Origin of the sequence: Phyllobacterium zundukense (genome assembly GCF_025452195.1) — a bacterium.
GTDB classification, from domain to species: Bacteria; Pseudomonadota; Alphaproteobacteria; order Rhizobiales; family Rhizobiaceae; genus Phyllobacterium; species Phyllobacterium zundukense_A.
This window is the reverse complement of record NZ_CP104973.1, coordinates 2,628,567-2,653,363: the sequence shown is the minus strand read 5'-3', so window position 1 is coordinate 2,653,363 and position 24,797 is coordinate 2,628,567. Positions and strand designations below refer to the sequence as shown.

Here is a 24,797-nt window from a genome sequence, read left to right as displayed (position 1 = left end):
CATCAGCCGGACCTCGGAGTATCGTCCGCCTCCGCCAACCTCCGCTCGTAGAGAATGATCATGACGCTTGCCGGTTTTGTTGCCTATTCTGGTGCCCTCGCCATCGCCGCCGCTATCCCCGGACCGGGTGTAACTGCCCTCGTCGCACGGGCGCTTGGCTCGGGTTTTCGATCGTCACTGTTCATGTCGCTCGGGTTGATCATGGGCGACCTCACTTATTTGACAGCAGTGGTGCTGGGCCTCGCCATGGTGGCGCAGACGTTTGGCACGGTTTTCCTGGTGATCAAATGGGCAGGCGTTGCATATCTTGCCTACCTTGCCTGGGGTTTCTGGACATCGGGGATATCGGCGGAGAAGATCGAAGCCAAGAAAAGTCGCGGCGGTGCTGTCTCCAGCATTGCGGCCGGCTTGGCCGTGACACTTGGCAATCCAAAGACCATGCTTTTCTACATCGCCCTGACGCCGACTCTCGTCGACCTGCATACAATCACCCTGGCCGATTATTCGATCCTCGCCGCACTGACTGTTCTGGTTCTGCTTGTGGTGCTGGTGCCCTATCTCGCACTCGCAGCGAAGGCGCGCGGACTGCTCGCCTCGCCCCGTGCGCTGAAACGGCTGAACCGCACGGCGGCAGCCTTTATGGCGGGTGCTGCGCTCGCCATTGCCGGGCGCTCCTCCTGACCAGGAATGCTATTACAGCAGTAGCCAAATATTAGTATTTTCTTCTAAACGGCACCGTGTTTACGCATGGGGCCAACTAGGAATTTTCAGGCAAGGCCCATAAGATCGCCGCACGACCCAAAACAGGATCAGGAGATATTCATGAGCAATGACAGCGCGCGCAAGCCAGGCCGTGGCCGCATCTACAATTCCATTGTCGATACAATCGGCGATACGCCCCTGATCCGTCTCGATAAACTGGCCAAGGAAAAGGGTGTGGGTGCCAATCTTCTGGCCAAGCTCGAATTCTTCAATCCTATTGCCAGCGTCAAGGACCGTATCGGCGTGGCGCTGATCGAGGCGCTCGAAGCACAGGGCAAGGCGAAACCGGGCAAGACGACGCTTGTCGAGCCAACCTCGGGTAATACCGGCATCGCGCTCGCCTTCGCCGCCGCCGCCAAGGGCTACCGGTTGATCCTCACCATGCCCGAAACCATGTCGGTCGAACGCCGAAAGATGCTTAAGCTGCTCGGCGCGGAACTGGTGCTGACCGAAGGCGCCAAGGGCATGAAGGGCGCCATTGCCAAGGCGAACGAGCTGGTCGAGACCATTGGAGACGCGGTCATCCCCGGCCAGTTCGACAATCCCGCCAATCCGGAAATCCACCGCCGGACAACCGCCGAGGAAATCTGGAACGATACCGACGGCGCGGTCGATATTCTTGTTGCCGGCATCGGCACCGGCGGCACGATTACCGGGGTTGGCCAGGTGCTGAAGCAGCGCAAGCCGAACGTGCAGGTTATCGCGGTGGAGCCCAAGGATTCGCCGATTCTTTCCGGCGGCAATCCCGGCCCGCACAAGATACAGGGCATCGGCGCAGGCTTTGCTCCCGCTGTGCTCGATACGCACATCTATGACGAGGTCGTGCAGGTCTCGAACGAGGATTCCTTCGCCAATGCGCGTCTCGTAGCACGGCTTGAAGGCGTACCCGTGGGGATTTCATCGGGTGCAGCGCTGACCGCGGCGATAGAGGTTGGTAGCCGCCCGGAAAACAAGGGCAAGAACCTTGTCGTGATCATCCCTTCCTTCGCCGAGCGGTATTTGTCGACCGCACTGTTCGAAGGGCTCGAATAGTAGCTCACCACTGGAGTGGGTTCCTCAGCCTTGGAATTTCCGCAAAGCTGTGATACTGTGGAACTATGAAAAATATCACAGTTTCCGTGGATGACGATACCTACCGCCGTGCTCGCATGAAAGCGGCGGAGCAGGACACGTCCGTCTCCGCACTCGTTCGTCAATTCCTGTCGGATATTGCGACGATAGAAACCGAGGCCGAACGGCTGCACCGGGAGGAGGCTGTATTGCGAGCGTCAGTCAAGCTGTTTCGGGCCGGGGATCGCCTCTCCCGCGACAAGCTTCACGACCGTGGCCTTTGAGCGTGAAGGCTTTTCTCGATACCAATATCCTGCTTTATTCTATCAGCACTGCCGCCGACGAGGAGAGCAAGCGTATACGCGCCATCGCGCTCATGGATCGCGATGATTGCGTTGTCTCGGTTCAGGTGCTGCAAGAATTTTATGTTCAGGCCACGCGCGCATCACGCACCGATCCCCTCCCGCACGAATTGGCTGCCGGACTGATCAAGACGTGGCTGCGGTTCCATGTTCAGGAGAATACCGTGCAAATCTTGCAAGGTGCGCTTGAGATAAAGCGAGCTTATGGTTTTTCGTATTGGGACAGCGCAATCATTTCGGCGGCGCGTGAAGCCGGATGCAGAGAGCTCTTTTCTGAGGACCTGTCACATGGCCAGATCGTCGACAGCATCAGAATCCTCAATCCATTTCGATGACTTTAAAACCTCAATTCTCCAGCGTTTCCTTTACCGCAGTCGCCAGCTGCTTCAGTGAAAACGGCTTCGGCAGGAAGCCGAATTTGGCGTCTTCTGGCAGGTTTCGGGCGAAAGCGTCTTCCGCATAGCCCGAAACGAAGATGAATTTGATATCGCCGTAATCCTTGCGCAATTCGCGCAATAGCGTCGGCCCATCCATTTCGGGCATGACCACATCGGAAACGATGATGTCCACTTTGCCGTCCAATTCCTTCATCACCTCCAGCGCCTCGACACCGCTGGATGCCTCGTGCACCGTGTAACCACGCGATTGCAGCGCGCGCACCCCGCCCATGCGGACCGCATCCTCGTCTTCCACCAGGAGCACGGTTGCGGAACCGGAGAGATCGGTGGCTTTCTCCGTCTTCTTCTCCTTCTTCGGCATTTCGGTCACGACGGCTTCGCCATCGGCACCCAGGACCAGCGGCTGCTTTTCCTCTACAAAACGCGGCAGGAAAATGCGGAATGTGGTTCCTTGCCCAAGCTCGGACTCGGCATGGATCGAACCGCCCGTCTGCTTGATGATACCATAAACCATGGACAGACCGAGCCCCGTCCCCTTGCCGACCTCCTTCGTTGTGAAGAACGGTTCAAAAATCTTCTCGATCACTTCCGGCGCCATGCCAGTACCGCTGTCTTCCACCTCGACCAGCACATAATCGCCTGGAACAAGGTCGCGATACGTGAGTTCAGCACTCTCCGCTTCGGTCACATTGCGTGTGCGGAGCGTCAGGTTGCCGCCTTCGGGCATCGCGTCACGGGCATTGACCGTGAGATTGACCACCACCTGCTCGAACTGGCCGAGATCGGCACGCACCGGCCACAGATCGCGCCCATGTTCGATCTTGAGATTGACCTGCGTACCGGCAAGACGCGTCAGCAGCATGCGCACATCGGCGATCACATCGGTGAGGTTGAGCACTTCGGGGCGCAAGGTCTGGCGGCGCGAGAACGCAAGGAGCTGCCGCACCAGCGAAGCGGCGCGATTGGCATTCTGCTTGATGTTCATGATGTCGGCAAAGGACGGATCCGACGCGCGATGATTGGTCAACAGCAGATCGGAAGACATGATGATCGCGGTCAGCACGTTGTTGAAATCATGTGCGATACCACCTGCAAGCTGTCCTACGGCCTGCATTTTCTGGCTTTGCGCCATCGTGGCTTCGAGCGCCTTCTGTTCAGTGGTTTCTACCACTGAAACAATGGCAGCTTCCTCGGCGCCGTCCTCGGACCCGGCATCGAACACCGGACTGACGTAGAAGCGCAGATGGCGATCCTCATTACCCGGAATAACGGTATCGACCGGAGAGATTTCCGCTTTGCCGGCAAAAGCCGCCGCCAGCGCCCGGTCGAAGGCTTCGCGGTCGCGTTCATGCACGACGGTTTCAAGCGGGATGCGCCGGTCGATATCATCACGATCGACAACCGGGGCGAAAAGCCCCAGGAACCGCGCATTGGTGCGCAGGATCTTGCCGGTCGCATCGACGGCTGCGATGGCCATGGACGCCGAATTGAAGAAACGTGTGAACCGCACTTCGGCCGCGCGCAACGCGGCTGAATTGTCTTCACCTTCAGCGCGGTTGAGAACGATGGTGCGGGTTGGGCCGCGCCTGCCATCGCGCTGCGCCTGTACGCGATGATAGAACCGCACGGCAAGGCTCTGGCCATTGGATTTGGCCAGGTCGAGATCGATGACCGTGTTACGGCTGGTGCCAGGTTCGGTCTTGACCGCATTGATCAGCGCCATGCCATTGCCCGCGACGATGTCGCGAACCATCATCGAGCCGGGAGTAAACCGTGTGAGGTCGACGCCGAGCCATTCCGCCAGCGTTGCGTTGATATAAATGATGCGGCCGTCCGGATCGGCCGAGAAGAAGCCTGCCGGAGCATGATCAAGGTGATCGATGGCCTCCTGAATATCCTGAAAATAGCGCTCCTGTTCGGCACGCTCAGCCGAAATATCGGCAATCTGCCATGCATAGACCGGTGTCGTCTGGTCTGGAATGCCCGCGACGGGCCGCGCCTTGACCCGGTACCACGTCGGCACGGGCTCACGCGATGGATCGAGCGGCCGGGACAGGCGCAACTCCTCCTGGCCGGAAACGCCGTCGCGCACGGCATTGGCGAGCCGGTAAATCGGGTCCGAGGCTGCTGCCTCACCGGAGAGAATGTGCTCGATTGCCCGCACATCGTTGGAATTGGTGACGCCGGTCAGTTCTGCATAGGCCCTGTTGGCATAAACGATACGGCCCTTTTGATCGCAGACAACCGTGCCTTCCGGAAACGTATCCACAAACGCGCGCGTGAGTTCATCACTGGTGCCGCGTGGCGTGAACTGAATGACATTGATCGCCGAGCCGAACAGGTAGAACACGCCGGTCATGGCAAGCGTGCCGAGAAGGCCAAGCAGAAACTGCTGGCCGAGCTGATCGCGATAGATGAAATAAAGGACGGAAACGCCTATCAGCAACAGTCCGAGAAGGACCAGACGCAAGCCGGCCTTGTTGGATTTCGTGTTCGCGATGATAGGTTCTGGATAAAGATCGCTGTTCATTTCTTGAGACATGCGTCTGCTATTCGTTTCTTGAGACATACGTCTCAGGCCCCTTTTCTTCATCACCGGCGCAATTGGATCAAGCCGATGTTTATTCTCGAATCGTTTGGATCATATCTTTGACGCGGTATAAACCCCATCCTTCATATGACCCCGATTATTCCACGGTTTCGCGCGAATTCCGATCTAGAACGTCCAATATCGCGCGTAGACAATCCGTACTACACAGACCGAAGCCGCGTTAGGGTTGCGGCTAACTATTGCAAGCACTAGTGTCGCATAAAGTAATGCTTCGAAGCCCATGTCGGGGAACAAGTTTTGGGCCCGAAGAACGCACAAGGAGAGTTTATCATGAACGCTTGGCTTGCCACTATCGTTGGCGAAAGCGCTGCCCCCATCGTGGGATTTATTCTTCTGTTCATTCTGGTCATCGCCCTGCTTCTACTGGTATTCGCCATATTGCGGCGGGTGACGGGTGGAACATTCGTCGCCGGCGGGCGCAACCGTCAGGTCCGTCTCTCGGTTACTGACGCGGCAGCTGTCGATAATCGCAGGCGGCTGGTACTCGTACGCCGCGACGATGTCGAGCATCTGATCCTGATCGGCGGACCCAGCGACCTGGTGATCGAGCAAAACATTCGCCAGTTCGCACGGCAGACGCGAATTGAACCGCCAGCGACGGGGCCGACCCCCGAACCCGAACCGAGAATTCCTGACCCGAAGCCAGAGCCCAAAGTCGCGGAAGCATCGCCTCGCGCGCAGCCGCGTGTCGCCCCCCCAACTCCACCGGCTGACACACCTCCGCCAGTTGCTCAGACAACGCCAACACCGCAGATACCGCTTCGTCCGGGACCGCCACAGCAATCGGAGCCGCCAAGGCGGCCACCCGAACCACCGAGACAGGCCGAGCAACCTGTCCCCTTGCCTCCCGTCCCGCCGATGCAACCTATTCCACCGGTTGCGAAGGCCCCGGAAGCAGAATCCGCCGCTTCGAACGAGCCGCCGGCTGTCAGTGCACCGGCGCGGGACAATGGCTGGCAGCGAACCGCTTCGCCATCCTTTGGAACCATGCCTCGCGCCGAGCCGAATATCGACACGCCAGGACCTGCCAGAGAGGTCGCTGCGTCGGAAACCAGAACGACGACTGCCGCCGCCTTCCCCTTCGCCGTGCGCAACGAACCGGCGGCCGCGTTCAGGAAAGCGACACTCGACGCGTCCGTGGAAACGGAAGAATCTGAAATAACCCTGGGTGACATGGATTTCAGCGACGCATTCGAGACCGATCTCGGAAGCGAACTCAACATCGCGCCTGGCAAGGAAGCAAAGCCTGAAAAGCAGGACAGCATCGAGGACGAAATGGAACGGCTGCTGGGAGATCTATCTCGACCTGAGAAGCGTTGAGGGGATCCGCCCCGACGGACCTGACGCGATTTTCCATGCTTGCTTAACTACTCTGAACCATCTGGTTTCGTTATCGTAAAGCACCTCCCTCTCCGTCATCCTCGGGCTTGACCCGAGGACCCACGGCAAAGAGGAGGAAAACGATCCATGATTTCGACGTGGCTCGTTAGCGTTGAACTGTAGGTCATTGAGTCCGCATCATGCTGGAATGCGTTGTGCAACGTGCGCACTCACGCCCTTCCCTGCCGTGGGTCCTCGGGTCAAGCCCGAGGATGACGGAGAGGGAGGAGCTTTAGCATGACGGGAGGGGTTGACGCTTTACGAAGGTATTCACCACAAAATAAAAAGGCCCGGAAAACCGGGCCTTTTCTTTAATTCGGATTGCAGCTCAGTCGTCGCGGTAGACTTTCTCGCGCCGTTCGTGACGTTCCTGAGCTTCGATTGACAAGGTTGCGATAGGACGCGCGTCAAGACGCTTCAAGCTGATCGGATCGCCGGTTTCCTCGCAAAAACCGTAGGTCCCATCGTCGATGCGTTGTAAGGCGGCGTCGATCTTGGAGATCAGCTTGCGCTGGCGGTCACGGGCCCGAAGCTCGATGGCACGGTCCGTTTCGGATGATGCACGGTCTGCGATATCCGGCAGATTGGCATTTTCCTGCTGCAGGATCTCAAGCGTTTCACGCGCCTCCCGCAGAATATCATTTTTCCAGTTGATCAGTTTTTCACGAAAATAGGATTTCTGCCGATCACTCATGAAGGGCTCGTCATCCGTGGGCTTATAGTCAAGATCGATTAGTTTATTCATCTTTGAATCACCCTGCACCTGTGAGACGCGAGGAGGCCTATATAAGTCGTGTCAGATTGGCGCACAACTACAAAAAGACGTGTAAATCAAAGAAAGAAATCATGTTTTTTTGCCCAAATTATCGGCAAAAACGGCAGGATTTATCGATTCTCTAACCAAAAATACGAAGAAACGAGGGCAAATTTCGACATTTTATAGCTCCAAGGCTCTACTACCGGTTGTAGACTGCCTTGCAAAAATGCATACCGCTCAGAAATTCCCCAGGCCTGTTTTGCACAATTATTTGATAATTGTGCCATTTGCCGCAGAGGATTTATCCAAAGTTTGCGTCTTTCGGGGAAGCATGGCACCTGTTGAGCAATATCATCAGGGAGTTGCGAGATGAGCCAGGTTTATTTGCTGCGGCACGCAAAAGCAGTCTGGCCGTCACCCGGCCAGAAAGACTTCGACCGGACGCTCGATACGGACGGCATCGAAGCCGCCAAGGTTCTGGGAGAGGAACTCAGGCGCTCCGGACTGAAACCGGAGATCGTATTGTGTTCGCCCGCGATCAGGGCACGACAAACCCTCGAATACGTTGATATCCAATCTCCTTTCATCCTCGAAGAATCCGAAAAGCTCTATTCGGCCGGTCCTGATGCCTATCTCATGGCAATCCGCATGGCGGGGCTCGAACACGAAGCAGCCAACTCCGTGATGCTGGTCGGTCATAATCCGATGATGGAGGAATTGGCCACCGCCCTCGCCGGCCGTGGCCAGCCGCCTAGCCATCCGACCTTCGTATCCGGGTTTCCGACAGCAGCCTTGGCTGTCATCCAGTTCGACAGCCCGCTTGCAGAAATCCGTCCGGGAACCGGCGACTTGCAGGCTTTCTTTTCTCCCTCCGAACATTTGTAAGAGTTTGGCAGTTCATCGATTCTGCACAAACATTTTGCGTGGTTCGCCCTTCGACAAGCTCAGGATGGGCTCACCATGAGGGAGGTGGCTTGATTGCAGAGACTCAAGTTCTGCGAGATTGGCGATTGTCTTGCAACCTGCCCTTTCTCCCTCATGGTGAGCCCCGTCGAACCACGCACCATCGATATGCAATCCGATTATCGGCTTTCCATGAGCTTGTGTTGCGGGCACAAGACTCCCAAATGGGCTGATACCATCACGCGGCCACAGGACGGTTGAATTGGGTACATTGACGACACTTACCGACGAAGCGAAGATCGCGCTCGATACGCTGGCCGACCGCACCAGCGGACTTATGTCCCCATCGTTGAGGCTCGGTGTCACCGGCCTTTCTCGTGCCGGCAAGACTGTCTTCATCACCGCGCTGGTGCATAATCTGATCCATGGCGGCCGCCTTCCGCTGTTTGAGGCGCAGAAATCCGGACGCATCGCCCGCGCCTATCTCGAAGAGCAGCCCGACGATGCAGTCCCGCGCTTTCAATATGAGGAACATCTGAAGGCACTGATCGACGAGCGCATCTGGCCGGACTCGACGCGGGCAATCTCCGAACTGCGCCTGACGATCGAATATGAATCCGCGTCGATGTGGAACCGCATGTTCTCCGGCGGCAAGCTTTCCGTCGATATCGTCGACTATCCCGGTGAATGGCTGCTGGATCTCCCGCTATTGGGTAAAACCTATGCGGAGTTTTCCAGGGATTCGTTTGAGCTTGCCCGGCTCGAAAGCCACCGCGATCTTGCAACGGACTGGTTCAAGGTGTCGGACGATGCTGATGCGGATGCGAACGCAGATGAAATGATGGCGCAGCGCCTGGCAAAGAGCTTCACGGAATATCTGAAAGCTGGCAAGGCCGACGAACGGGCGTTGTCGACGCTACCGCCCGGTCGCTTCCTCATGCCGGGGGATCTAGACGGTTCGCCAGCGCTTACCTTCGCTCCATTGCCAAACCTTGATGCGGGCAAGCCGCGTCCCGGTTCGCTTGCCGCAATGATGGAACGGCGCTACGAGGCCTACAAAACCCATGTCGTTAAACCCTTTTTCCGCGAACACATCGCCCGGCTCGACCGGCAGATCGTCCTTGTCGATGCCATGCAGGCAATGAATGCCGGGCCGTCGGCTGTGGCTGATCTGGAACGCGCGCTGACGGAAATCCTGTCCTGCTTTCGCCCCGGAAGCACCAATTTCCTGACGGGCCTCGTGCAGCGGCGCATCAGCCGCATTCTCGTTGCCGCAACCAAGGCCGATCATTTGCATCACGAGAGCCATGACCGGCTGCAGGCCATCGTCCGGCGATTGGTCGACCGCGCCGTCAGCCGCGCCGATTTTTCCGGTGCAAGCGTCGATGTGCTGGCAATGGCAGCGGTGCGTACCACGCGCGAAGCGACGGTGACTCAAGGAAAGGAAACGCTCCCGGTCATTATCGGAACGCCGCTAAAAGGCGAGACCATCAACGGCGAGACATTCGATGGCCAAACCGAAACCGCCATATTTCCCGGTGACTTGCCGGCAAAACCGGACTCAATCTTTGAACATCCGGAATGGGTTTCTGAAGACCCGGCTATTCGTTTCGTTCGCTTCCGCCCGCCCCGGCTGGAAAAGAACGCGGAAGGCCTCACCCTGTCGCTGCCGCATATAAGGCTCGATCGCGCGCTACAATTCCTCATAGGAGATCGCCTCGCATGACGGATAACAACGCTCGCAAACCCGCTTCCTTCCGGCTCGACCAGCCAGAGCAAACCGATGGTCCGCAGAAGGCGCGCGCTCCGCAACAGCGCAAGCCAACCGCGATCAAGGATGTCGCGGTGATCACACCGGCAGCCGTGGATGTCTTCGACCTCGATCCGGAGACAGCGAACGAACTCGATGCGCTGACCCCGCCGCCTGCACTCGCACAGAAAAAGCGCTTTTCTTTCGCTTCCCTGCTCACTGGAGCGCTCGGAGTGCTCGTATCGCTGGCGCTGGGCCTGTGGGCTGACAATCTCATTCGTACGCTGTTCGAGCGCGCGCCGTGGCTGGGCTGGGTGGCGCTTGGCGTTAGTGTCCTCGCTGCCTTCGCGCTGATTGCCATTGTCCTGCGCGAGGGGCTGGCCTTGCGCCGCCTTGCCTCGGTGCAGCACTTGCGCGACGAGGCGGCCACGGCTGCAGCGGATAATGATGTTCGAGCGGCAAAAGCAGCTGTCGGCAAGCTTATCGCCATTGCCGAAACACTCCCCGCTACGGCGAAGGGCCGTGCACTGTTGCACGATCTGCGCGATGACGTGATCGACGGCCGCGACCTGATCCGGCTCACTGAAACCGAACTACTGCGCCCCCTCGACCGGCAGGCGCGGGAGATGATCCTTGCAGCCTCAAAACGCGTCTCGATCGTCACCGCAGTCAGCCCGCGCGCGCTGGTCGACATCGGTTATGTGGTTTTCGAGTCTGCGCGTCTGATCCGGCGGCTCTCGGAGCTCTACGGAGGCAGACCGGGCACTCTTGGCTTCCTCAAGCTCACACGCAACGTCATTGCGCATCTCGCCGTCACCGGCACGGTTGCGATGGGCGACAGCATCATCCAGCAGCTGGTTGGCCATGGCTTGGCAGCACGGCTTTCCGCGCGGCTCGGCGAAGGCGTCATCAATGGATTGATGACAGCGCGTATCGGCATCTCTGCCATGGACCTTGTACGGCCCTTCCCGTTCAATGCGGAAAGGCGCCCGAGTATTGGCGATTTCATTGGCGATCTGGCGCGTATCGGTGGCAGGAAGAAGGATGAAAATTGACAAATCATTCCTTACATTGTAAGGAATGCCCCATCTTAGTAGGTGAACCACCATGATAACGAGCAAACTAACCAGCAAAGCGCAGACGACCATACCCCAGCCGGTGAGAGCCGCCCTGCATCTCGTCGAAGGTGATCATATCGAATACAAGATTGAAGGTGAAAAGGTCATCTTGGTCAAGCACACAGCAGAAATACCGGGCGACAATCCCTTTGCAACTTTTGAGGAATGGAATTCCGAGGCGGACCGGAGAGCTTATGGCGATCTTTAGGGCGGGACACGTCGTAAAGGTTCCATTTCCCTATACCGATAAAAATACCCGGCAACACCGACCCGCTCTGGTTGTTTCGCGTGGAGGAATTGGCAAGGATGATGCCTTGCTATGGGTTGTGATGATAACAAGCGCCGAAAACCGCAAGTGGCCAGGAGATCAGACAGTTCAATCGCTTGAGGCTACCGGACTGCCCATTGTTTCGCTGATAAGACCCACGAAGATCGCGACCATAGAAAAACGCGATGCGGAAATTATCGGCGAGATATCAAGCGAACTGCTGGCGTTGGTTATGCGGGAGATATGCAAGAATATCGCTGTACCCGCCCCTTGAAGGTTCCTTTTCCTTCCAATAAGCACTGAATGGCAACCATCCATTAACCATTCCGGACGATGATCGCCTTAGTACCCCATTCCAATGATTTGTGTTGAGTCTTGTCGATGAAAAGAAGCGCAGCAGCCGCTACCCTGTCCCTGTTTGCCTGCGCGTTTCTGACGTTGCCCGCGCAAGCCAAAGACAAGGACACCGAATTCTTCCAGACCGTGGAAGGTCAATGGGTCGGTCCCGGCGAGATCGTGGCCGGCAAATACAAGGGCACCAAATTCGTCTGCACGCTCGATGGGACTACGCCCGCGGAAAAAGCCGGCATGACGCTGGACGGCAGTTGCCGCGTCGGCATTTTCAACCAGCCGATGAAGGCAACGATCGTTCGCGCTGGCAATAGCTACAAGGGCAGCTTTCTCGATGGTTCGGCCGGTAAGGGTCTCGACATCACCGGCGGCAATGTCTCCGGCAACCGCGTTGTGCTCGCCATCAGCCGCAAACAATTGAACGGCGCCATGCTGGCCAAATTCAACGATAACAACACGATGAACGTCACTATTTCTGTGCGGCTCGAAGAGGCGCTGATCCCGGTTGTAGGGATGACGTTGAAGCGTGTTGATACAAGAGCCGTTGGCAGCATTGCCAAGAATTAAGCCAACTGAATTGGCCTAGCCGCTGTGCGTGGTTCGACAAGCTCACCATGAGGGAAGTGGGTTGATTGCATTGATAGTCGCTCACCTCACAACTATTTTTCCCATCGCCGACCTGATTGCCGTCGCCCGTTTTTGGCTCCATGCAGTCCCAAACCTCCCTCATGGTGAGCTTGTCGAACCACGCAACGAATATTATTCTATTTCCACCAATCCAAATCATCGCGGGCAGTTTCCACGCCGGTTCTGTCGCAAAGTGCAGCCCAATACGCGACGGCCTTGCCGCTGATCACCAGATCCGGTGCGATATCGGCGAGCGGCACCATCACGAAGGCGCGTTCGGTCATGCGCGGGTGCGGCAAGATGAGCGTCGGACTTTCGAATTCCTCAAGACCTTCATAAGCCAGCACATCGATATCGATGATCCGTGGTCCCCAGCGTTCGAGCCGCTGGCGTTTCAGGCGCAATTCCACATCGAGGCAAGCGGCGAGTAGCGCTTCCGGATCGAGCGAAGTCTCGACTTCGGCGCAGGCATTGTGAAACCATGCCTGATCGGTCTTGCCCCATGGCGGCGTCTTGTAGACCGGCGAGACGCCGAGAGCACGCGTATCAGTGCGCCCGTTCAGCGCACGCAATGCCTTGGCCATCGAATCCACCGGATCGCCGATATTGCCGCCAAGCCCGAGCCACGCCTTGTGCTTCAAAGCGGTCATTGCCTCGATCTGCGCGATTGCAATACCGCATCTGCCAGCGCCAGCGCGCTTTGGCTCATCGCGACATTGTGCACCCGGAAAATGTCTGCACCGGCAATCCGCAATATCGCTGAAGAAGCGGCCGTGGCGATATCCCATTCCTGTTGCTCACCACCCGAAGTGGCCCGCAGGAAACGCTTGCGCGAGGTACCGACAAGAAATGGATAACCGAACGCCTCGAGTTCTACAAAACGATCCATCAGCGCAATGTTTTCCGCTGTGTCCTTGGCGAAGCCGAAACCTGGATCGAGTACGATCTGGTCGCGTGAAACACCGGCTACCTTGGCAATTTCCAGCGAACGGTTGAGAAAGGCGAACTGGTCGACGATGACATCGGGGTCGCGTTCCCGCTCGCGGCCCGTATGCATGATGACAAGCCCTGCTCCGGTTTCCACTGCGAGATCGGCAATGGCAGGCTCCCGCTGCACACCCCAGACATCGTTGACGATATGAGCGCCGGCAGCGACGGCAAGGCGGGCGGTCTCTTCGCGATAGGTATCGACGGAGATGATGATATCCGTTTCTTTCACCAGCGCTTTGATCACGGGCAGTATACGCGATTGCTCGACGGCCGGTTCGACACGCGTGGCGCCGGGCCGGGTCGATTCGCCGCCCACATCGATGATCGATGCACCTTCCGCGATCATCTCCCGTGCACCTTGCAGAGCCTGATCCAGAGAATAATGCACACCGCCATCGGAAAAGGAGTCCGGCGTGACGTTAAGCACGCCCATGATCAATGCGCGGTCCCCCAACGGCAGAGACCGGCCATGTGCCAGTTTCCATTCTCTTTGCATCGGCGCGCTCCTTGAACCTCAAAAATTCTTATCCTGTTTTTGATCAGAACGCGGGTAACGTCAATTCATCCGCAATGTTTTTGACGATAGTGTCAGGATCGGACAGAGTTGGCTGAAAAGGAAAATACCAGATGCATATTTTTGCCAGAGCTGCCTCTCTCGGTATGGCGCTTTTGATGACCGTACCCGCCGCCAACGCGGCGACGGTCCTGCGCAAATATGAATATTTCGCGCTGAATGGCCGTACGGCCGCCGATCTCGATCGCGAATTGTACCGCCGCGGTCCTATTTTGCTAAAGACGGGCCAGCGTCATCCCGGCATGACCAAGATGCGCTTCACCAACAGGATAAAATACGGTTCCAACGGCAAGAACTGCCGTGTTGTTGACGCCAACGTCGTCGTTCACGCCCAGGTCTTCCTACCGCGCTGGATACAGCGCCGCACTGCGAAACCGGATCTTGCCCTGATCTGGGATACGCTGTCTGCTGACATAAAACGGCACGAAGAGAGTCACATCGTCATCGCGCGCACGGCAGCAGGCGATATGGAGCGGGCGATCAAGGCGCTGCCATGGCGCAGCGATTGCACCGCGATGAAGGCTGACATCGATGAACTGACCACAAAATTGATGCGCAAGCACGACCTTGCGCAAATCCAGTTCGATCGCGTCGAAGCCGTCAACTTTGACAGTCGCTTTGAACGGCTTCTCGTCTTCCGGCTCCAGCGCGAATTCGCAAAAAGCCCTTGATAGGCGTCAGTTAACGCCCAGCTTCTTTTGCAGGCTGGTCGATGACGTTGTGTACTGGAACACAATACGCTCGCCCGGGCTGACGATGTGCTTCGCTGCCTGCGTCATCAGCGCTGCTTCATGGAAGCCCGACAGGATGAGCTTGAGCTTGCCGGGATAGGTATTGATGTCACCGATAGCGAAAATACCGGGCTCCGATGTCTCGAATGTTTCGACACTGACGGGAATGAGATTTTCGTGCAGGTTAAGCCCCCAATCGGCTATGGGCCCGAGCTTCATGGTCAAGCCGAAGAACGGCAGCAGACGCGTGACCGGAATATCGGTCTCGCCCTCGGTACCTTTGATCGTTGCATGGGTAAGCTGGCCATCCTCGCCCTTGAGTCCGGAAACCTGACCGAGTTCGAAACGCACGCTGCCGCTCTCGACCAGTTCGAACATCTTCTTGACACTGTCAGGAGCCGCACGAAATTCGGCGCGGCGATGAACGACTGTGAGGCTGCGCGCGATGGGCTGCAGATTTAGCGCCCAATCGAGCGCACTGTCGCCACCACCGACAATCAAGATGTCCTGATCGCGAAATTCTTCCATGCGGCGAACGGAATAGAAGACACTTTTGCCCTCATAGGCCTCGATGCCCGGTACCGGCGGGCGCTTCGGCTGGAAAGAACCGCCGCCAGCAGCGATGACCACGACCTTGGCTTCGAACACCTCCGCCTCGTCTGTTTCGACGTGGAATGAGCCATCGGCCTGGCGCTCAAGCTTGGTGACCATACGGTTGAAATGAAACTGTGGTGCGAACGGCTTGATCTGCTCCAGGAGCTTTTCAGTGAGATCGTGCCCGCTGATGATCGGCCAAGCCGGTATGTCGTAGATCGGCTTTTCCGGATAAAGCTCGGCGCATTGGCCGCCGGGGCGATCCAGGATATCGATGAGATGGCATTTGAGATCATACAGGCCAAGCTCGAACACCGCGAACAGGCCGACAGGCCCGGCACCAATGATCACAACATCGGTTTTGATAATCTCGCTCATCGAAAATTCCTCATGCCTGCATGCCGTGCAAATGGAAAAGGGGTATGGCTGGCGCGTCCGTAACGCGCGGGCTGCCAAGCGCGTAACGATTGCATGGAAAAAGGTCAAGAGAATGGATTCGGGCCATTGCGGATAGCATCGCTGCTATGCGTGGTTCGACAAGCTCACCATGAGGGAAGTTGTGAGTTGCAGCGGAGCATAGTTCTGCAGCGTTGGTGATTGTCATTGCAGCCACCAACTTCCCTCATGGTGAGCTTGTCGAACCACGCATAGCAGCGATGCTAATAAAACTTACGCCTGACGTTCCGGAACTTGTACGACGAGACCATCCAGATCGTCGGAAACACGTATCTGACATGACAGACGTGAGTTCGGCCGTACATCATAGGCGAAATCCAGCATATCCTCTTCCATCGCTTCGGGCTCGCCAGTCGTGGAGGTCCACTCTTCATCCACATACACATGGCACGTGGCGCAGGCGCAGGCGCCGCCGCACTCCGCATCGATGCCCGGCACGGCATTGCGGATGGCATTTTCCATCACGGTCGAACCGTTTTCCGCGTTCGTTTCAATACGCGCGCCGTCATGAGTGACAAAAGTGATCTTTGCCATAAAAATTCGCCCCAAAGCAGGAAAGTTACCGCTCACATAGGGATTTTGGCGGGCAAGTCAATTGTACTCCCTGACGCAGCCGCTATCGATCCGCTGCATCAATGCCGGCGGACGATAAGTCGTTCAACCGACTTTGATGCTAGCGCGTGATCGCGGCTATATAATCGCGGACATCATCGATGACCGGTCCCATGTCGTTGATTTTCTTCGTATCGCTTGGGGCCTGTTCGATGGCTTCGGCCATTTCGGCGACGCGGAACGCTCCAACCGCTCGGGCCGAACCTTTCAACGATTTGGCGAGACGAACCCGTTCATCCGGGTTGGCGTGCGCCAACCGAACGACGATGCCGCATGTCTGGCGGGAAAACAGGTTGAGGATTTCGGTTTCGAGGGCCCGGTTGCCGAACGTCTCGCGTGTCAAATGGACGAGATCGATTGGCCGCTTGCGCGATGGCTTCGACTTTTCACCTCCCGGCGATGCAAAGGCCATCGATGCTTGTTGTGCCATTGGGTACTCTCCCTGAACGCTTTACAATTGAACTAACAAGTTTACTCAAATGCCTCTGATTCAAGGTTAAAACGTGGCAAGCTCTGCGGGGAAATGGCCGGTTATGGTGAACAAAAGGTAAATTTTGACTTCCAAGTGAAATTTCCTGCGACCTCAAAAAATTAACCTTGTGTTTAAACTTTTAAGCATTTCCCGAATCCATTGTTTCTTTCCAATCCATGTGCCAGTACGATACAGTAGCGGCGTAAAGAGTATGGTGCGGGGGCTTCACATGTGGTCACTGCCCAATATTTGTGAGGAAAACATGGCCACAGCCCCGAAAAGCAAAGCAGTGAAGGCCGACGACGAACTCGGCCAAGCTCTTGAAAAGGCTCTCGAAATCGATTTCGATGAGTCCACGCTTGGGATGGATATGGATTTGTCACCTATCGATGACGAACTCTTGTCCTTCACTGATCTGGAAGCGCAGATATCGCAAGCAGCCCAGGAACTGGCAGCGGAAAAACATGACTCGCCAGCCGCGCCGGAAGCTGTGAAAACGCCAGAAATCAAAGCGCCTGTTTCCATTGAGCCACCGATTCCTCTGCCCGCCCCAAAGCCGCAGATCAAGGCTGCCAACCCTATCCCGGCCGCACCGCCCGCGCCGCCAAAAGCGCCGGCCGTGCCCGCACAGACTTTCAAGCCGGCAAATGACGACCTGTTGCAGACGGCGACCGTGTCGCGCACGGCCAACACCGTCCCTGCGCCAAAATCCTACGGTTTGCTAACAGTCATCGTCAGTGTCCTTTGGGCGGCGGCCGTGCTCGCTCTCGGCAACGCGCTTTACGGCGCCGAGCTCCGGTCAATTCGTTCCTTCGCGGATTTTGCCGCGGCACCGCACGCAATTGCGATGCTCGTTGCCATTGTCGTTCCAATCATGCTGTTCTGGGCGTTTGCAGTCATGATCCGGCGCGCCCAGGAAATGCAATATGCGGCTCGCTCGATGGCTGAAGCGGCGATGCGCCTGTCAGAACCCGAAATGATGTCTTCGGACCGCGTAGCCTCGCTTGGTCAGGCCGTACGCCGCGAAGTCGCGGCCATGAGTGAAGGTGTCGAACGGACCCTCGCCCGTGCCGTCGAGCTTGAAACACTCGTGCAGACCGAGGTCAACCAGCTCGAACGCGTCTATACGGACAATGAATATCGCATCCGCACACTCGTCGACCGTCTCGGCGGCGAACGTGAATCCGTGATCGGCCATGCCGAACGCGTCCGTGCGTCGATTTCAAGCGCGCATGAGCAATTGAAGGATGAGCTCTCGCAGGCGGGCGATTCATTGCGCGATAATCTCGCCAATGCCTCCACCAACCTGACCATGTCGATCAGCCAGTCCGGTGAGACGCTTATCGACCGCCTTACCCAGAGCGGACAGACGATTTCCGAATCGATCGTCTCGCGTTCCGACGACATTTCACACAAGATCAGCACTTCCGGCGAAGCCTTTGCAAACCTTCTGGAAATGCGCATTGCTGCCCTGTCCGAGCAGACCGATGCCGTAACGATGAAACTTGCCGATACGCTGGACGGCCGCACCAACAGCATGCTGTCGCTGCTTGGCAATGCCACACAGACGCTTGTCGGCGAATTCGATACGCGCCTCGCCGGTCTCGACACGACGATCAACGAACGTGGCCGCTCACTGCTCGCCGAATTCGAAACCCGTGCGCAGTCGCTGGATACAAGCACCGAACGCCTCAATTCGGCGCTGGAAGCCCGCGCCCGCCAGATCAACGAACAGCTGATCGAGCGTACCCGCGATATCGCCAAGACCTTCACCGATGGCCGCGCTTCGATCGACGGCATCGTCGATGAAACCAAGGCAAAGATCGGCAATGACCTGTCGAGCCTGTCCGACTCTGTCGGCAGCCTCCTGTCCACCAATGCGGCTGCCTTTGCCGACAAACTGGTCGAAAGCCGCGAGGCACTTGCCGCGACGCTGTCTGCTGAGACAGACCGCGCGGCCGACGTTATTCGTGTGCAGGCTGGCCAGATCGGCGATCATACGTCGAACCTCAAGACAATCCTCGAGAGCAGCACCGCCGCCATTGGCCAGATCATCGAAGGCCATGGCTCAGCGCTCGAAAGCCAGTCTGCCGGCCTGCGCACTGCGCTCGATGACAATGACGCACGCATCGGCGCAACGCTTGAGCAGCACGCCAAGGCGATCGAAGACCGTACATCGGGCATGCACGCCGCATTCTCCGATACGGATGCGAAGATCCGCGAAACGCTGGACGAGCATGCGCGCACGATCGATCTGCGCAGTTCCACTATCGAAGCGGCAATTCAGGCCAACGATTCCCGGATCGGCCAGACGCTCGATGCCCATGCCAAGATCTTCGAAGACCGGACATCCGGCATGCGCGCGGCATTCGTCGACACGCACGCTAAAATTGCGCAGACTCTCGATCACCATGCCAAGAGCCTCGACGAGCGCAACCAGGAAATCCAGCTGGCTCTGTCGAGCAGTGACGGCAAGCTATCCGAGACATTGGCGGCGCATACGCAGGCTATCGACTCCCGCAACGCGGAAATCCAGTCGACATTGCTCGCAAGCGGCACCCGCATCGATGAAACGCTGGGTGGCTTCATCGACTCGGTCGATGACAGAACGAACCGCATTGAATCGGCACTTACCAGCAGCGATGCGCGCATCAGCGATGTGCTGGCTTCCCATGCAAGCGCCATCGAGGATCGTACCGCAGGCATCGAGCAGGCGCTGAGCAACAGCGATCAGCGGATTGGCCAGACCCTCGCCTCGCATGCGAGCTCGCTCGACGAACGCACCGCCGGCATCCAGTCGGCGCTCGAAAACACCCATGCACGTATCGGCGAGACACTTGCCCAGCATGCAAACGATATCGAGGAGCGCACGTCAGGTATCCGTTCCGTTCTGGATAACAGCAATAGTCAGATCGCGAACACACTCGGCCAGCATGCCAGTGATATCGAGGAACGTGCCGCAAGTATTCGCGCCGCGCTCGACAACGGCAACAACCAGTTCGGTGATACATTGGCGTCGCATATCGGTGCCCTTGAGGAGCGGGCTGCTGCAATCCGTGTTGCGCTTGCTGACAGTGATACCCGCATCGGCGATACGTTGAACGAACATGCCGGACTGCTCGATGACCGTATTGCTGGCATCCGCACCGCCATGGAACAGGGCAACGCTGCCATCGGCAAGACATTGGACAACCAGGCGAGCGCCATCAGCGACCGTACCGTTGCACTTCAAGCGATCCTGCAGGACAGCGCGGAAGTGCTGGCCAAGGCCTTCGAAAACCATGGCGGAACCATCGACGAGCGCACAACGACCATGCAAAAAGCTCTGGAGATGGGCGTCGACAATGTACGCAAGTCGCTGGAACAGAGCGCGACAGTCGTGGCACGCAGCCTGCGTGACAAGATCACCGAAGCCGCTTCTTCGCTCACCGGCGAGGCACAGAAGGCCGGCGAAGCGCTCGACGGCCATGGCGAGGCATTCAGCCTGCGCATGAACGAAAGCCTTGCGGAAACCGAAAAGCGTCTCGGCGAACGGGCTCGCGAAGCGGCTGCCAACCTGGAAGCACTCGAAGCGCGTTTCTCCGCTGCAACGGATTCGACCGCATCGAAGCTTGCGGAAAGCACGCGTGAGCTCAACGAGGTTCTCGCCGCCCGCTCGCAGGAGATTATCGGCATTCTCGACAATACGGCGCAGCCGCTGGTGGATAGCCTTGCCGACAATGGCCGTACATTGGCCTCGCAGCTGGTGGAGGCAACAACGGCAGCAACGGAACGCCTGCGTGTCGAGAACGCCGCCCTGATCAATGCCATCGCCAGCCGTACGGCAGAGACCATTACTGCCGTTCAGGCGGCGAAGGCCGGCCTCACCGACGATGTCAGCAATCTGATCGATCGCCTCTCGGCTTCCAATGCGAAGCTCGGCGAGCTGATCGATATGGCGACCAAGAACCTTGGCGATATCGACGGGCGTCTGCTCGACACGACGACGACCTTTGCCGAAAACGCGACGAAAGCCGCGGAATCGTTCCAGACGTCGACCCGTCTCATCGATGGCAATCTCGGCAAGCTCTCGCAACTTTCGAACTCGACACTGACGGATATTTCCGCCATCGCGAAAAGCTTTGAAGAACATGGCAGCATGCTCGACAAGGCTTCCGAACTCATCAACGCGTCGCAATCAAACCTCGCATCGACCTTCGACGAGCGTCAGGAGGCCCTGCAGAAGCTTGCCGCCGGCTTGATCGCGAAGTCGGAAAGTGTCGAAAAGACCATGCGTTCGTTCGAATCGCTGGTTTCCTCGGCATTTGACCGTGCCGAAGGCCGGGCAACACAGACGACCGAACAGATCCGCACCTCGATCTCGGAAGTCGTCGAGCAGGCATCGCAGAAATTCGCCAATGCCACGGACGAAATCCGCCGCTCTTCTGCTGCCATCCGCGCGGAGCTGGAGGAAACCCGTTCCGAGCTGCAGCGCGGCGTCATGGACATGCCGGAAGAAGCCAAGCAGTCGACTGCGCAGATGCGCAAGGCGGTATCCGAGCAGATCAACGCTTTGAAGGAACTTGCGGAAATCGTTCAGAAATCCGGCCGCTTGACCGATGTTGGTGAAGCCCGTGCGGTACGCGCGGCAACGCCGACCCGGACATCGGCCGTCGCAGCGCAGCCGCAGCGCACCGAACCGGCGCCCACCACACGGGCAGCTGCACCGGCTTCTACGCCGGCACAAGCACCTGCAATACGTGGCAGCCTCGATGTTCGTGGCAACGCGGCTCCAGCTGCACGGCCTGCCGGCAATGGCTGGGTTTCGGATCTCTTGCGCCGCGCATCGAGCGACGAGACCCAGGCCGAACCAAAGGCGAAGGCACCGGAGACTGGCGGACGCTCGCCTGGCCAGGTCGTTGAATCGCTGAACTCCCTGTCGATCGATATCACTCGCGCGATCGACCATGAGGCTTCGGTCGAACTCTGGCAGCGTTATCGCGCTGGCGAACGCAACGTGTTCACCCGCCGTCTCTACACGCTCAAGGGTCAGCAGACATTTGACGAGATCAAGCGCAAGTATCAGGGCGACAGCGAATTCAAACGCGCCGTCGATCGTTACATGGATGACTTCGAACGCCTGCTCGAAGACGTTTCGCGCAATGACCGCGACAATGTCATGGCCCAGAACTACCTGACGTCCGACACGGGCAAGGTCTATACGATGCTGGCGCACGCGAGCAACCGCCTGAAGTAAGCGGCGGATAGGGATAAAACAACGCGGCTTCGGCCGCGTTTTTGTTGGCAAGTTAAACCTCTCTTGTTTGGTGCCCCACTCCGTCATCCTCGGCTTGACCCGAGGACGTGAGGACCATCACGGGACCGTTTGCTCAACTGGATCCAGTCAGCAATAGAATGCAATTCCTCGTTATAAATCCGCACCTATCTGGAACGCGTCGGGAAGGCGCAATGTGCGGGCTTCTTGGCCGTGGGTCCTCGGGTCAAGCCCGAGGATGACGGAGATGTGGGTGCGTTGTCCGCTCAGATGACCGACAGGGTCCACGTGACAATATCGCTCGCGGCGCTGTCAAAGGCTCTGTCAAGCGCGGCGATATAGGATGCATTGCCCTCGCCGCTGACCGGCGATGTCGCGCGGAACACACGCACGGCGCGCACAGTCCCGTTCTTGTCGTTCAATATCTTGATGGCGATTTCGACGATCGCGATCCGGCCGCTGGATACATTGATGTTGAAAGTGCGGATATCACTGATCACCTGATAGTCGATGGCGAGGCCTTCGCCTGGACGCCCGACACCGCCAAGACGGCCCGTGCTCTCGAAGGCCTGGACCAGCCGCGATTGTACGATATTCGGCAAGCGATCAGCCCATTGCGCACCCTTCAAGAAGGAAATCGAATTCGGGCCTGATCGAACGACAATATTTTCACCATCGAGCGCCTTGAGCGCGGAGGGTGCCGCGATCAGAATCTGGCGACCCTGCTTCTTTGGTGAAGAAACGTCTGGCGAAGCGCTGGAAAGATCGAAAGTGTCAAGCTTCTTGGAGCTCGCGCAGGCTGAAACGGACAAAGCCAACAGCAGAGCGGCAATAGTCGTTCTTGTTTTCACCAGCGCCCCTCTGTCCGTGTCATGCGAACGCACCAACCCGTTGACTTTCATGCGATGCGAATCGCCCAAAGTCAACGGCGTGTGCGTCCGTCATATTCCGGAACGCTGCCGCCTCCACCAAAAATTACGCGCTGCGGGTTTTTTTCAAGGTCGGTGATCGCCCGTTCAATGCGCTGAACCGACTGACGGCTTTCATTTACGAGCGCCTGTACGTCGCGCAGACCCTGCCCGGAGAATCGGTTGATGTTATCGGTGATCGGCCCGAGCCGGGCGTTCAGATTGTCGGCAACCGCGCGATAGGATTTAAGTGTATCCTGCGCCTCCCTGACGACGCTGCCATCTTGATCCGACAGCTGCTTGTCTAGCTTGGCAAGAACGCCGTCGACCCGCGTCGATGCGGTGTTGAGCCGGGTCATCATTTGCCGCGCTTCTTTTACCACAGCCTGAACATCTTCGGCGCTCTGGCTGAATTTATCGATGACATCGGAATTGTTGGCCAGCGCATCGGTAAACTTCTTGGTGTTGTTGACTGTGTCGACCAACGGCCCCTTCACTTCGGTAATGAAGCTTTCGATAGAACCCACGGCACCATCCACACGCTCAAGAATTGTCTGCGCCTTTTGCAAAAGGTTGTTGACGACCGAAGGATCGGCATCCATGCGCGCGATCTGATCGTCCTTGGCGGCTTCCTCCAGGAGGTTGGGCTCGTTGAGCTTTCCACCCTTGAGCTCGATGAAGGCCTGTCCGGTCAGGCCGGCAAAGCCCAATGTCGCCTGCGTTGAACGGGTGATGGGCGTCGTCGCATTGACTTCCGTCTGGGCAATAACCGCATCAGGATTGTTGGCATCGATAGACAGGCGCCGTACGGTGCCAACCTTGATACCGTTGAACAGGACCTGGCTGCCTTCAGCCAGCCCGGTGACGGAGCCGACAATGCGGATTTCAAGCGTCGCAGTTTCGCTACGGTCACCATAACGGGCGATCCAATAGACAAATCCAAAGGCAAGGATACACACTACGAGCGTGAAGACACCGACCAGGACATAGTTGGCTTTCGTTTCCATAGATTACTTCGTCTGATCCTGCTCTGCCCTGGGCTGCTCGTGCGTCGATCGCCGTCTGTTGTCGCCATTGGAAACTATCTGGCGTGCGCGCTTTCCGCGGAAATATTCCTGAACCCACGGATCGTCGAACGCCAGCATGTCTTCAATCGTTCCCTCAACGAGAACTTTCTTCTTTCCCAATACCGCGATTCGGTCGCAAACGGCGAACAAGCTATCGAGGTCGTGGGTCACCATATAAACTGTCAAACCCATCGTATCGCGCAAATTGGCGATGAGTTCATCGAATTCCGCCGCACCAATCGGGTCGAGACCCGAAGTCGGCTCGTCGAGAAAGACGATTTCCGGATCAAGCGATAGCGCGCGGGCCAGTGCGGCGCGCTTAATCATGCCGCCTGAAAGCTCCGACGGAAACTTTTCAGCCGTATCCGCCTTGAGGCCGACCAGCTCGATTTTCAGCCGTGCGAGCTCATCCATCAGCCTTTGCGGAATATCGAGGTATTCCCGCATCGGCACCTGGATATTTTCGAGCACGGTCAAAGCAGAAAACAACGCGCCCTGCTGGAACAACACGCCCATGCGCATGTCGACGCCCAGCTTCTCCTGCTCCGAGGCCCGATCTATATCATGGCCGAAGATCTTGATCTGTCCGCTCTGTTTTTGATTCAGGCCGAGGATCGCCCGCATCAATACCGATTTGCCGGTACCTGATGCACCGACGAAACCCAGAATTTCGCCGCGATAGACGTCAAGTGAAAGATTATCGAGAATCTTAGCCCTGCCGAATGAAACGCTGACATCCTTCACCGAAAGGATCACTTCTTGCGCGTCAGTGTCGGGTTGTTTGTTTGCTGCCGGCGTCATT

General features: G+C 57.6%; 23 protein-coding genes. 13 read left to right on the top strand and 10 right to left on the bottom strand.

Annotated elements, in window-relative coordinates; genetic code table 11:
* The first annotated feature begins 60 nt into the window (after positions 1–60).
* The 4 genes from N8E88_RS25360 to N8E88_RS25345 all read left to right on the top strand — a co-directional run bounded on the left by N8E88_RS25360 (position 61) and on the right by N8E88_RS25345 (position 2,509).
* Positions 61–681, top strand: a complete 621-nt coding sequence (locus tag N8E88_RS25360; RefSeq protein ID WP_262293003.1) for a LysE family translocator — start codon at positions 61–63, stop codon at positions 679–681.
* 141 nt (positions 682–822) lie between these two features.
* On the top strand, positions 823–1,794 hold the full coding sequence (gene cysK, locus N8E88_RS25355) for a cysteine synthase A (protein WP_262293002.1): 972 nt from the start codon (positions 823–825) through the stop codon (positions 1,792–1,794).
* A 65-nt stretch (positions 1,795–1,859) separates the two neighbouring features.
* Positions 1,860–2,096: a hypothetical protein gene (locus N8E88_RS25350; RefSeq protein WP_262293001.1), complete on the top strand. Its 237-nt coding sequence runs from the start codon at positions 1,860–1,862 to the stop codon at positions 2,094–2,096.
* A 2-nt stretch (positions 2,097–2,098) separates the two neighbouring features.
* On the top strand, positions 2,099–2,509 hold the full coding sequence (locus N8E88_RS25345; protein ID WP_262295620.1) for a PIN domain-containing protein: 411 nt from the start codon (positions 2,099–2,101) through the stop codon (positions 2,507–2,509).
* A 10-nt stretch (positions 2,510–2,519) separates the two neighbouring features.
* On the opposite strand, the gene cckA is transcribed toward N8E88_RS25345, so the two are convergent.
* Positions 2,520–5,102, bottom strand: coding sequence for a cell cycle histidine kinase CckA (cckA, locus tag N8E88_RS25340; protein WP_410010703.1), 2,583 nt, complete (start codon positions 5,100–5,102; stop codon positions 2,520–2,522).
* Between the two features lie 351 nt (positions 5,103–5,453).
* On the opposite strand from cckA, the gene N8E88_RS25335 reads away from it, so the two are divergent.
* Positions 5,454–6,503 (top strand): flagellar biosynthetic protein FliO, encoded by a 1,050-nt coding sequence (locus tag N8E88_RS25335; RefSeq protein ID WP_262292999.1) that lies wholly within the window; start codon positions 5,454–5,456, stop codon positions 6,501–6,503.
* A 388-nt stretch (positions 6,504–6,891) separates the two neighbouring features.
* Here the strand turns inward: N8E88_RS25335 and dksA are convergent, their stop codons facing one another.
* Complete coding sequence (dksA, locus tag N8E88_RS25330; RefSeq protein WP_091877580.1) at positions 6,892–7,308, bottom strand: RNA polymerase-binding protein DksA; 417 nt, start codon at positions 7,306–7,308, stop codon at positions 6,892–6,894.
* 381 nt (positions 7,309–7,689) lie between these two features.
* Here dksA and N8E88_RS25325 point away from each other — a divergent pair, with 381 nt between their 5' ends.
* The 6 genes from N8E88_RS25325 (at position 7,690) to N8E88_RS25300 (ending at position 12,277) form a co-directional block, all read left to right on the top strand.
* Positions 7,690–8,205 carry a SixA phosphatase family protein gene (locus N8E88_RS25325; RefSeq protein ID WP_262292998.1) on the top strand — a complete coding sequence of 172 codons (516 nt, stop codon included), beginning with the start codon at positions 7,690–7,692 and terminating at the stop codon, positions 8,203–8,205.
* A gap of 280 nt (positions 8,206–8,485) precedes the next feature.
* Complete coding sequence (locus N8E88_RS25320; RefSeq protein ID WP_262292997.1) at positions 8,486–9,949, top strand: YcjX family GTP-binding protein; 1,464 nt, start codon at positions 8,486–8,488, stop codon at positions 9,947–9,949.
* Positions 9,946–11,028 (top strand): YcjF family protein, encoded by a 1,083-nt coding sequence (locus N8E88_RS25315; protein WP_262292996.1) that lies wholly within the window; start codon positions 9,946–9,948, stop codon positions 11,026–11,028. Before N8E88_RS25320 ends, N8E88_RS25315 begins: the two co-directional genes overlap by 4 nt.
* A gap of 52 nt (positions 11,029–11,080) precedes the next feature.
* Positions 11,081–11,299 (top strand): AbrB/MazE/SpoVT family DNA-binding domain-containing protein, encoded by a 219-nt coding sequence (locus N8E88_RS25310; RefSeq protein ID WP_262292995.1) that lies wholly within the window; start codon positions 11,081–11,083, stop codon positions 11,297–11,299.
* On the top strand, positions 11,286–11,633 hold the full coding sequence (locus tag N8E88_RS25305; RefSeq protein ID WP_262292994.1) for a type II toxin-antitoxin system PemK/MazF family toxin: 348 nt from the start codon (positions 11,286–11,288) through the stop codon (positions 11,631–11,633). The genes N8E88_RS25310 and N8E88_RS25305 overlap by 14 nt, the downstream gene beginning before the upstream one ends.
* Before the next feature lie 107 nt (positions 11,634–11,740).
* Positions 11,741–12,277, top strand: coding sequence for a hypothetical protein (locus N8E88_RS25300; RefSeq protein WP_262292993.1), 537 nt, complete (start codon positions 11,741–11,743; stop codon positions 12,275–12,277).
* 197 nt (positions 12,278–12,474) lie between these two features.
* Here N8E88_RS25300 and folK read toward each other — a convergent pair whose 3' ends face one another.
* Both folK and folP read right to left on the bottom strand, forming a co-directional pair.
* On the bottom strand, positions 12,475–12,987 hold the full coding sequence (gene folK, locus N8E88_RS25295; protein WP_262292992.1) for a 2-amino-4-hydroxy-6-hydroxymethyldihydropteridine diphosphokinase: 513 nt from the start codon (positions 12,985–12,987) through the stop codon (positions 12,475–12,477).
* A complete protein-coding gene (gene folP, locus N8E88_RS25290; protein ID WP_262292991.1) occupies positions 12,984–13,823 on the bottom strand; it encodes a dihydropteroate synthase in 840 nt (279 codons plus the stop codon). The genes folK and folP overlap by 4 nt, the downstream gene beginning before the upstream one ends.
* A gap of 131 nt (positions 13,824–13,954) precedes the next feature.
* Here folP and N8E88_RS25285 point away from each other — a divergent pair, with 131 nt between their 5' ends.
* Positions 13,955–14,572, top strand: a complete 618-nt coding sequence (locus N8E88_RS25285) for a DUF922 domain-containing Zn-dependent protease (protein WP_262292990.1) — start codon at positions 13,955–13,957, stop codon at positions 14,570–14,572.
* Positions 14,573–14,578: 6 nt separating this feature from the next.
* On the opposite strand, the gene N8E88_RS25280 is transcribed toward N8E88_RS25285, so the two are convergent.
* The 3 genes from N8E88_RS25280 to N8E88_RS25270 form a co-directional block, all read right to left on the bottom strand.
* Complete coding sequence (locus N8E88_RS25280; RefSeq protein WP_262292989.1) at positions 14,579–15,604, bottom strand: NAD(P)/FAD-dependent oxidoreductase; 1,026 nt, start codon at positions 15,602–15,604, stop codon at positions 14,579–14,581.
* A 291-nt stretch (positions 15,605–15,895) separates the two neighbouring features.
* Positions 15,896–16,216, bottom strand: a complete 321-nt coding sequence (locus N8E88_RS25275; protein ID WP_262292988.1) for a 2Fe-2S iron-sulfur cluster-binding protein — start codon at positions 16,214–16,216, stop codon at positions 15,896–15,898.
* Between the two features lie 139 nt (positions 16,217–16,355).
* Positions 16,356–16,724 carry an Hpt domain-containing protein gene (locus tag N8E88_RS25270; protein WP_262292987.1) on the bottom strand — a complete coding sequence of 123 codons (369 nt, stop codon included), beginning with the start codon at positions 16,722–16,724 and terminating at the stop codon, positions 16,356–16,358.
* A 304-nt stretch (positions 16,725–17,028) separates the two neighbouring features.
* On the opposite strand from N8E88_RS25270, the gene N8E88_RS25265 reads away from it, so the two are divergent.
* On the top strand, positions 17,029–22,002 hold the full coding sequence (locus tag N8E88_RS25265; protein WP_262292986.1) for an apolipoprotein A-IV repeat region-like domain-containing protein: 4,974 nt from the start codon (positions 17,029–17,031) through the stop codon (positions 22,000–22,002).
* 284 nt (positions 22,003–22,286) lie between these two features.
* Here N8E88_RS25265 and N8E88_RS25260 read toward each other — a convergent pair whose 3' ends face one another.
* The 3 genes from N8E88_RS25260 to N8E88_RS25250 are packed head-to-tail and all read right to left on the bottom strand — an operon-like array spanning position 22,287 to position 24,796.
* Positions 22,287–22,907 (bottom strand): ABC-type transport auxiliary lipoprotein family protein, encoded by a 621-nt coding sequence (locus tag N8E88_RS25260; protein ID WP_410010702.1) that lies wholly within the window; start codon positions 22,905–22,907, stop codon positions 22,287–22,289.
* A gap of 35 nt (positions 22,908–22,942) precedes the next feature.
* Positions 22,943–23,935, bottom strand: coding sequence for an MlaD family protein (locus N8E88_RS25255; protein WP_262292984.1), 993 nt, complete (start codon positions 23,933–23,935; stop codon positions 22,943–22,945).
* Between the two features lie 3 nt (positions 23,936–23,938).
* Complete coding sequence (locus N8E88_RS25250) at positions 23,939–24,796, bottom strand: ABC transporter ATP-binding protein (RefSeq protein ID WP_262292983.1); 858 nt, start codon at positions 24,794–24,796, stop codon at positions 23,939–23,941.
* Position 24,797 lies beyond the last annotated feature (1 nt).

What these genes read in the sequence shown, in the direction of transcription:
- N8E88_RS25360 (WP_262293003.1), top strand. Translation starts at nt 61, where the DNA reads ATGACGCTTGCCGGTTTTGTTGCCTATTCTGGTGCCCTCGCCATCGCC.
- cysK (WP_262293002.1), top strand. Translation starts at nt 823, where the DNA reads ATGAGCAATGACAGCGCGCGCAAGCCAGGCCGTGGCCGCATCTACAAT.
- N8E88_RS25350 (WP_262293001.1), top strand. Translation starts at nt 1,860, where the DNA reads ATGAAAAATATCACAGTTTCCGTGGATGACGATACCTACCGCCGTGCT.
- cckA (WP_410010703.1), bottom strand. Translation starts at nt 5,102, where the DNA reads ATGAACAGCGATCTTTATCCAGAACCTATCATCGCGAACACGAAATCC.
- N8E88_RS25335 (WP_262292999.1), top strand. Translation starts at nt 5,454, where the DNA reads ATGAACGCTTGGCTTGCCACTATCGTTGGCGAAAGCGCTGCCCCCATC.
- dksA (WP_091877580.1), bottom strand. Translation starts at nt 7,308, where the DNA reads ATGAATAAACTAATCGATCTTGACTATAAGCCCACGGATGACGAGCCC.
- N8E88_RS25325 (WP_262292998.1), top strand. Translation starts at nt 7,690, where the DNA reads ATGAGCCAGGTTTATTTGCTGCGGCACGCAAAAGCAGTCTGGCCGTCA.
- N8E88_RS25315 (WP_262292996.1), top strand. Translation starts at nt 9,946, where the DNA reads ATGACGGATAACAACGCTCGCAAACCCGCTTCCTTCCGGCTCGACCAG.
- N8E88_RS25310 (WP_262292995.1), top strand. Translation starts at nt 11,081, where the DNA reads ATGATAACGAGCAAACTAACCAGCAAAGCGCAGACGACCATACCCCAG.
- N8E88_RS25305 (WP_262292994.1), top strand. Translation starts at nt 11,286, where the DNA reads ATGGCGATCTTTAGGGCGGGACACGTCGTAAAGGTTCCATTTCCCTAT.
- N8E88_RS25300 (WP_262292993.1), top strand. Translation starts at nt 11,741, where the DNA reads ATGAAAAGAAGCGCAGCAGCCGCTACCCTGTCCCTGTTTGCCTGCGCG.
- folK (WP_262292992.1), bottom strand. Translation starts at nt 12,987, where the DNA reads ATGACCGCTTTGAAGCACAAGGCGTGGCTCGGGCTTGGCGGCAATATC.
- folP (WP_262292991.1), bottom strand. Translation starts at nt 13,823, where the DNA reads ATGCAAAGAGAATGGAAACTGGCACATGGCCGGTCTCTGCCGTTGGGG.
- N8E88_RS25285 (WP_262292990.1), top strand. Translation starts at nt 13,955, where the DNA reads ATGCATATTTTTGCCAGAGCTGCCTCTCTCGGTATGGCGCTTTTGATG.
- N8E88_RS25280 (WP_262292989.1), bottom strand. Translation starts at nt 15,604, where the DNA reads ATGAGCGAGATTATCAAAACCGATGTTGTGATCATTGGTGCCGGGCCT.
- N8E88_RS25275 (WP_262292988.1), bottom strand. Translation starts at nt 16,216, where the DNA reads ATGGCAAAGATCACTTTTGTCACTCATGACGGCGCGCGTATTGAAACG.
- N8E88_RS25270 (WP_262292987.1), bottom strand. Translation starts at nt 16,724, where the DNA reads ATGGCACAACAAGCATCGATGGCCTTTGCATCGCCGGGAGGTGAAAAG.
- N8E88_RS25265 (WP_262292986.1), top strand. Translation starts at nt 17,029, where the DNA reads ATGGCCACAGCCCCGAAAAGCAAAGCAGTGAAGGCCGACGACGAACTC.
- N8E88_RS25255 (WP_262292984.1), bottom strand. Translation starts at nt 23,935, where the DNA reads ATGGAAACGAAAGCCAACTATGTCCTGGTCGGTGTCTTCACGCTCGTA.
- N8E88_RS25250 (WP_262292983.1), bottom strand. Translation starts at nt 24,796, where the DNA reads ATGACGCCGGCAGCAAACAAACAACCCGACACTGACGCGCAAGAAGTG.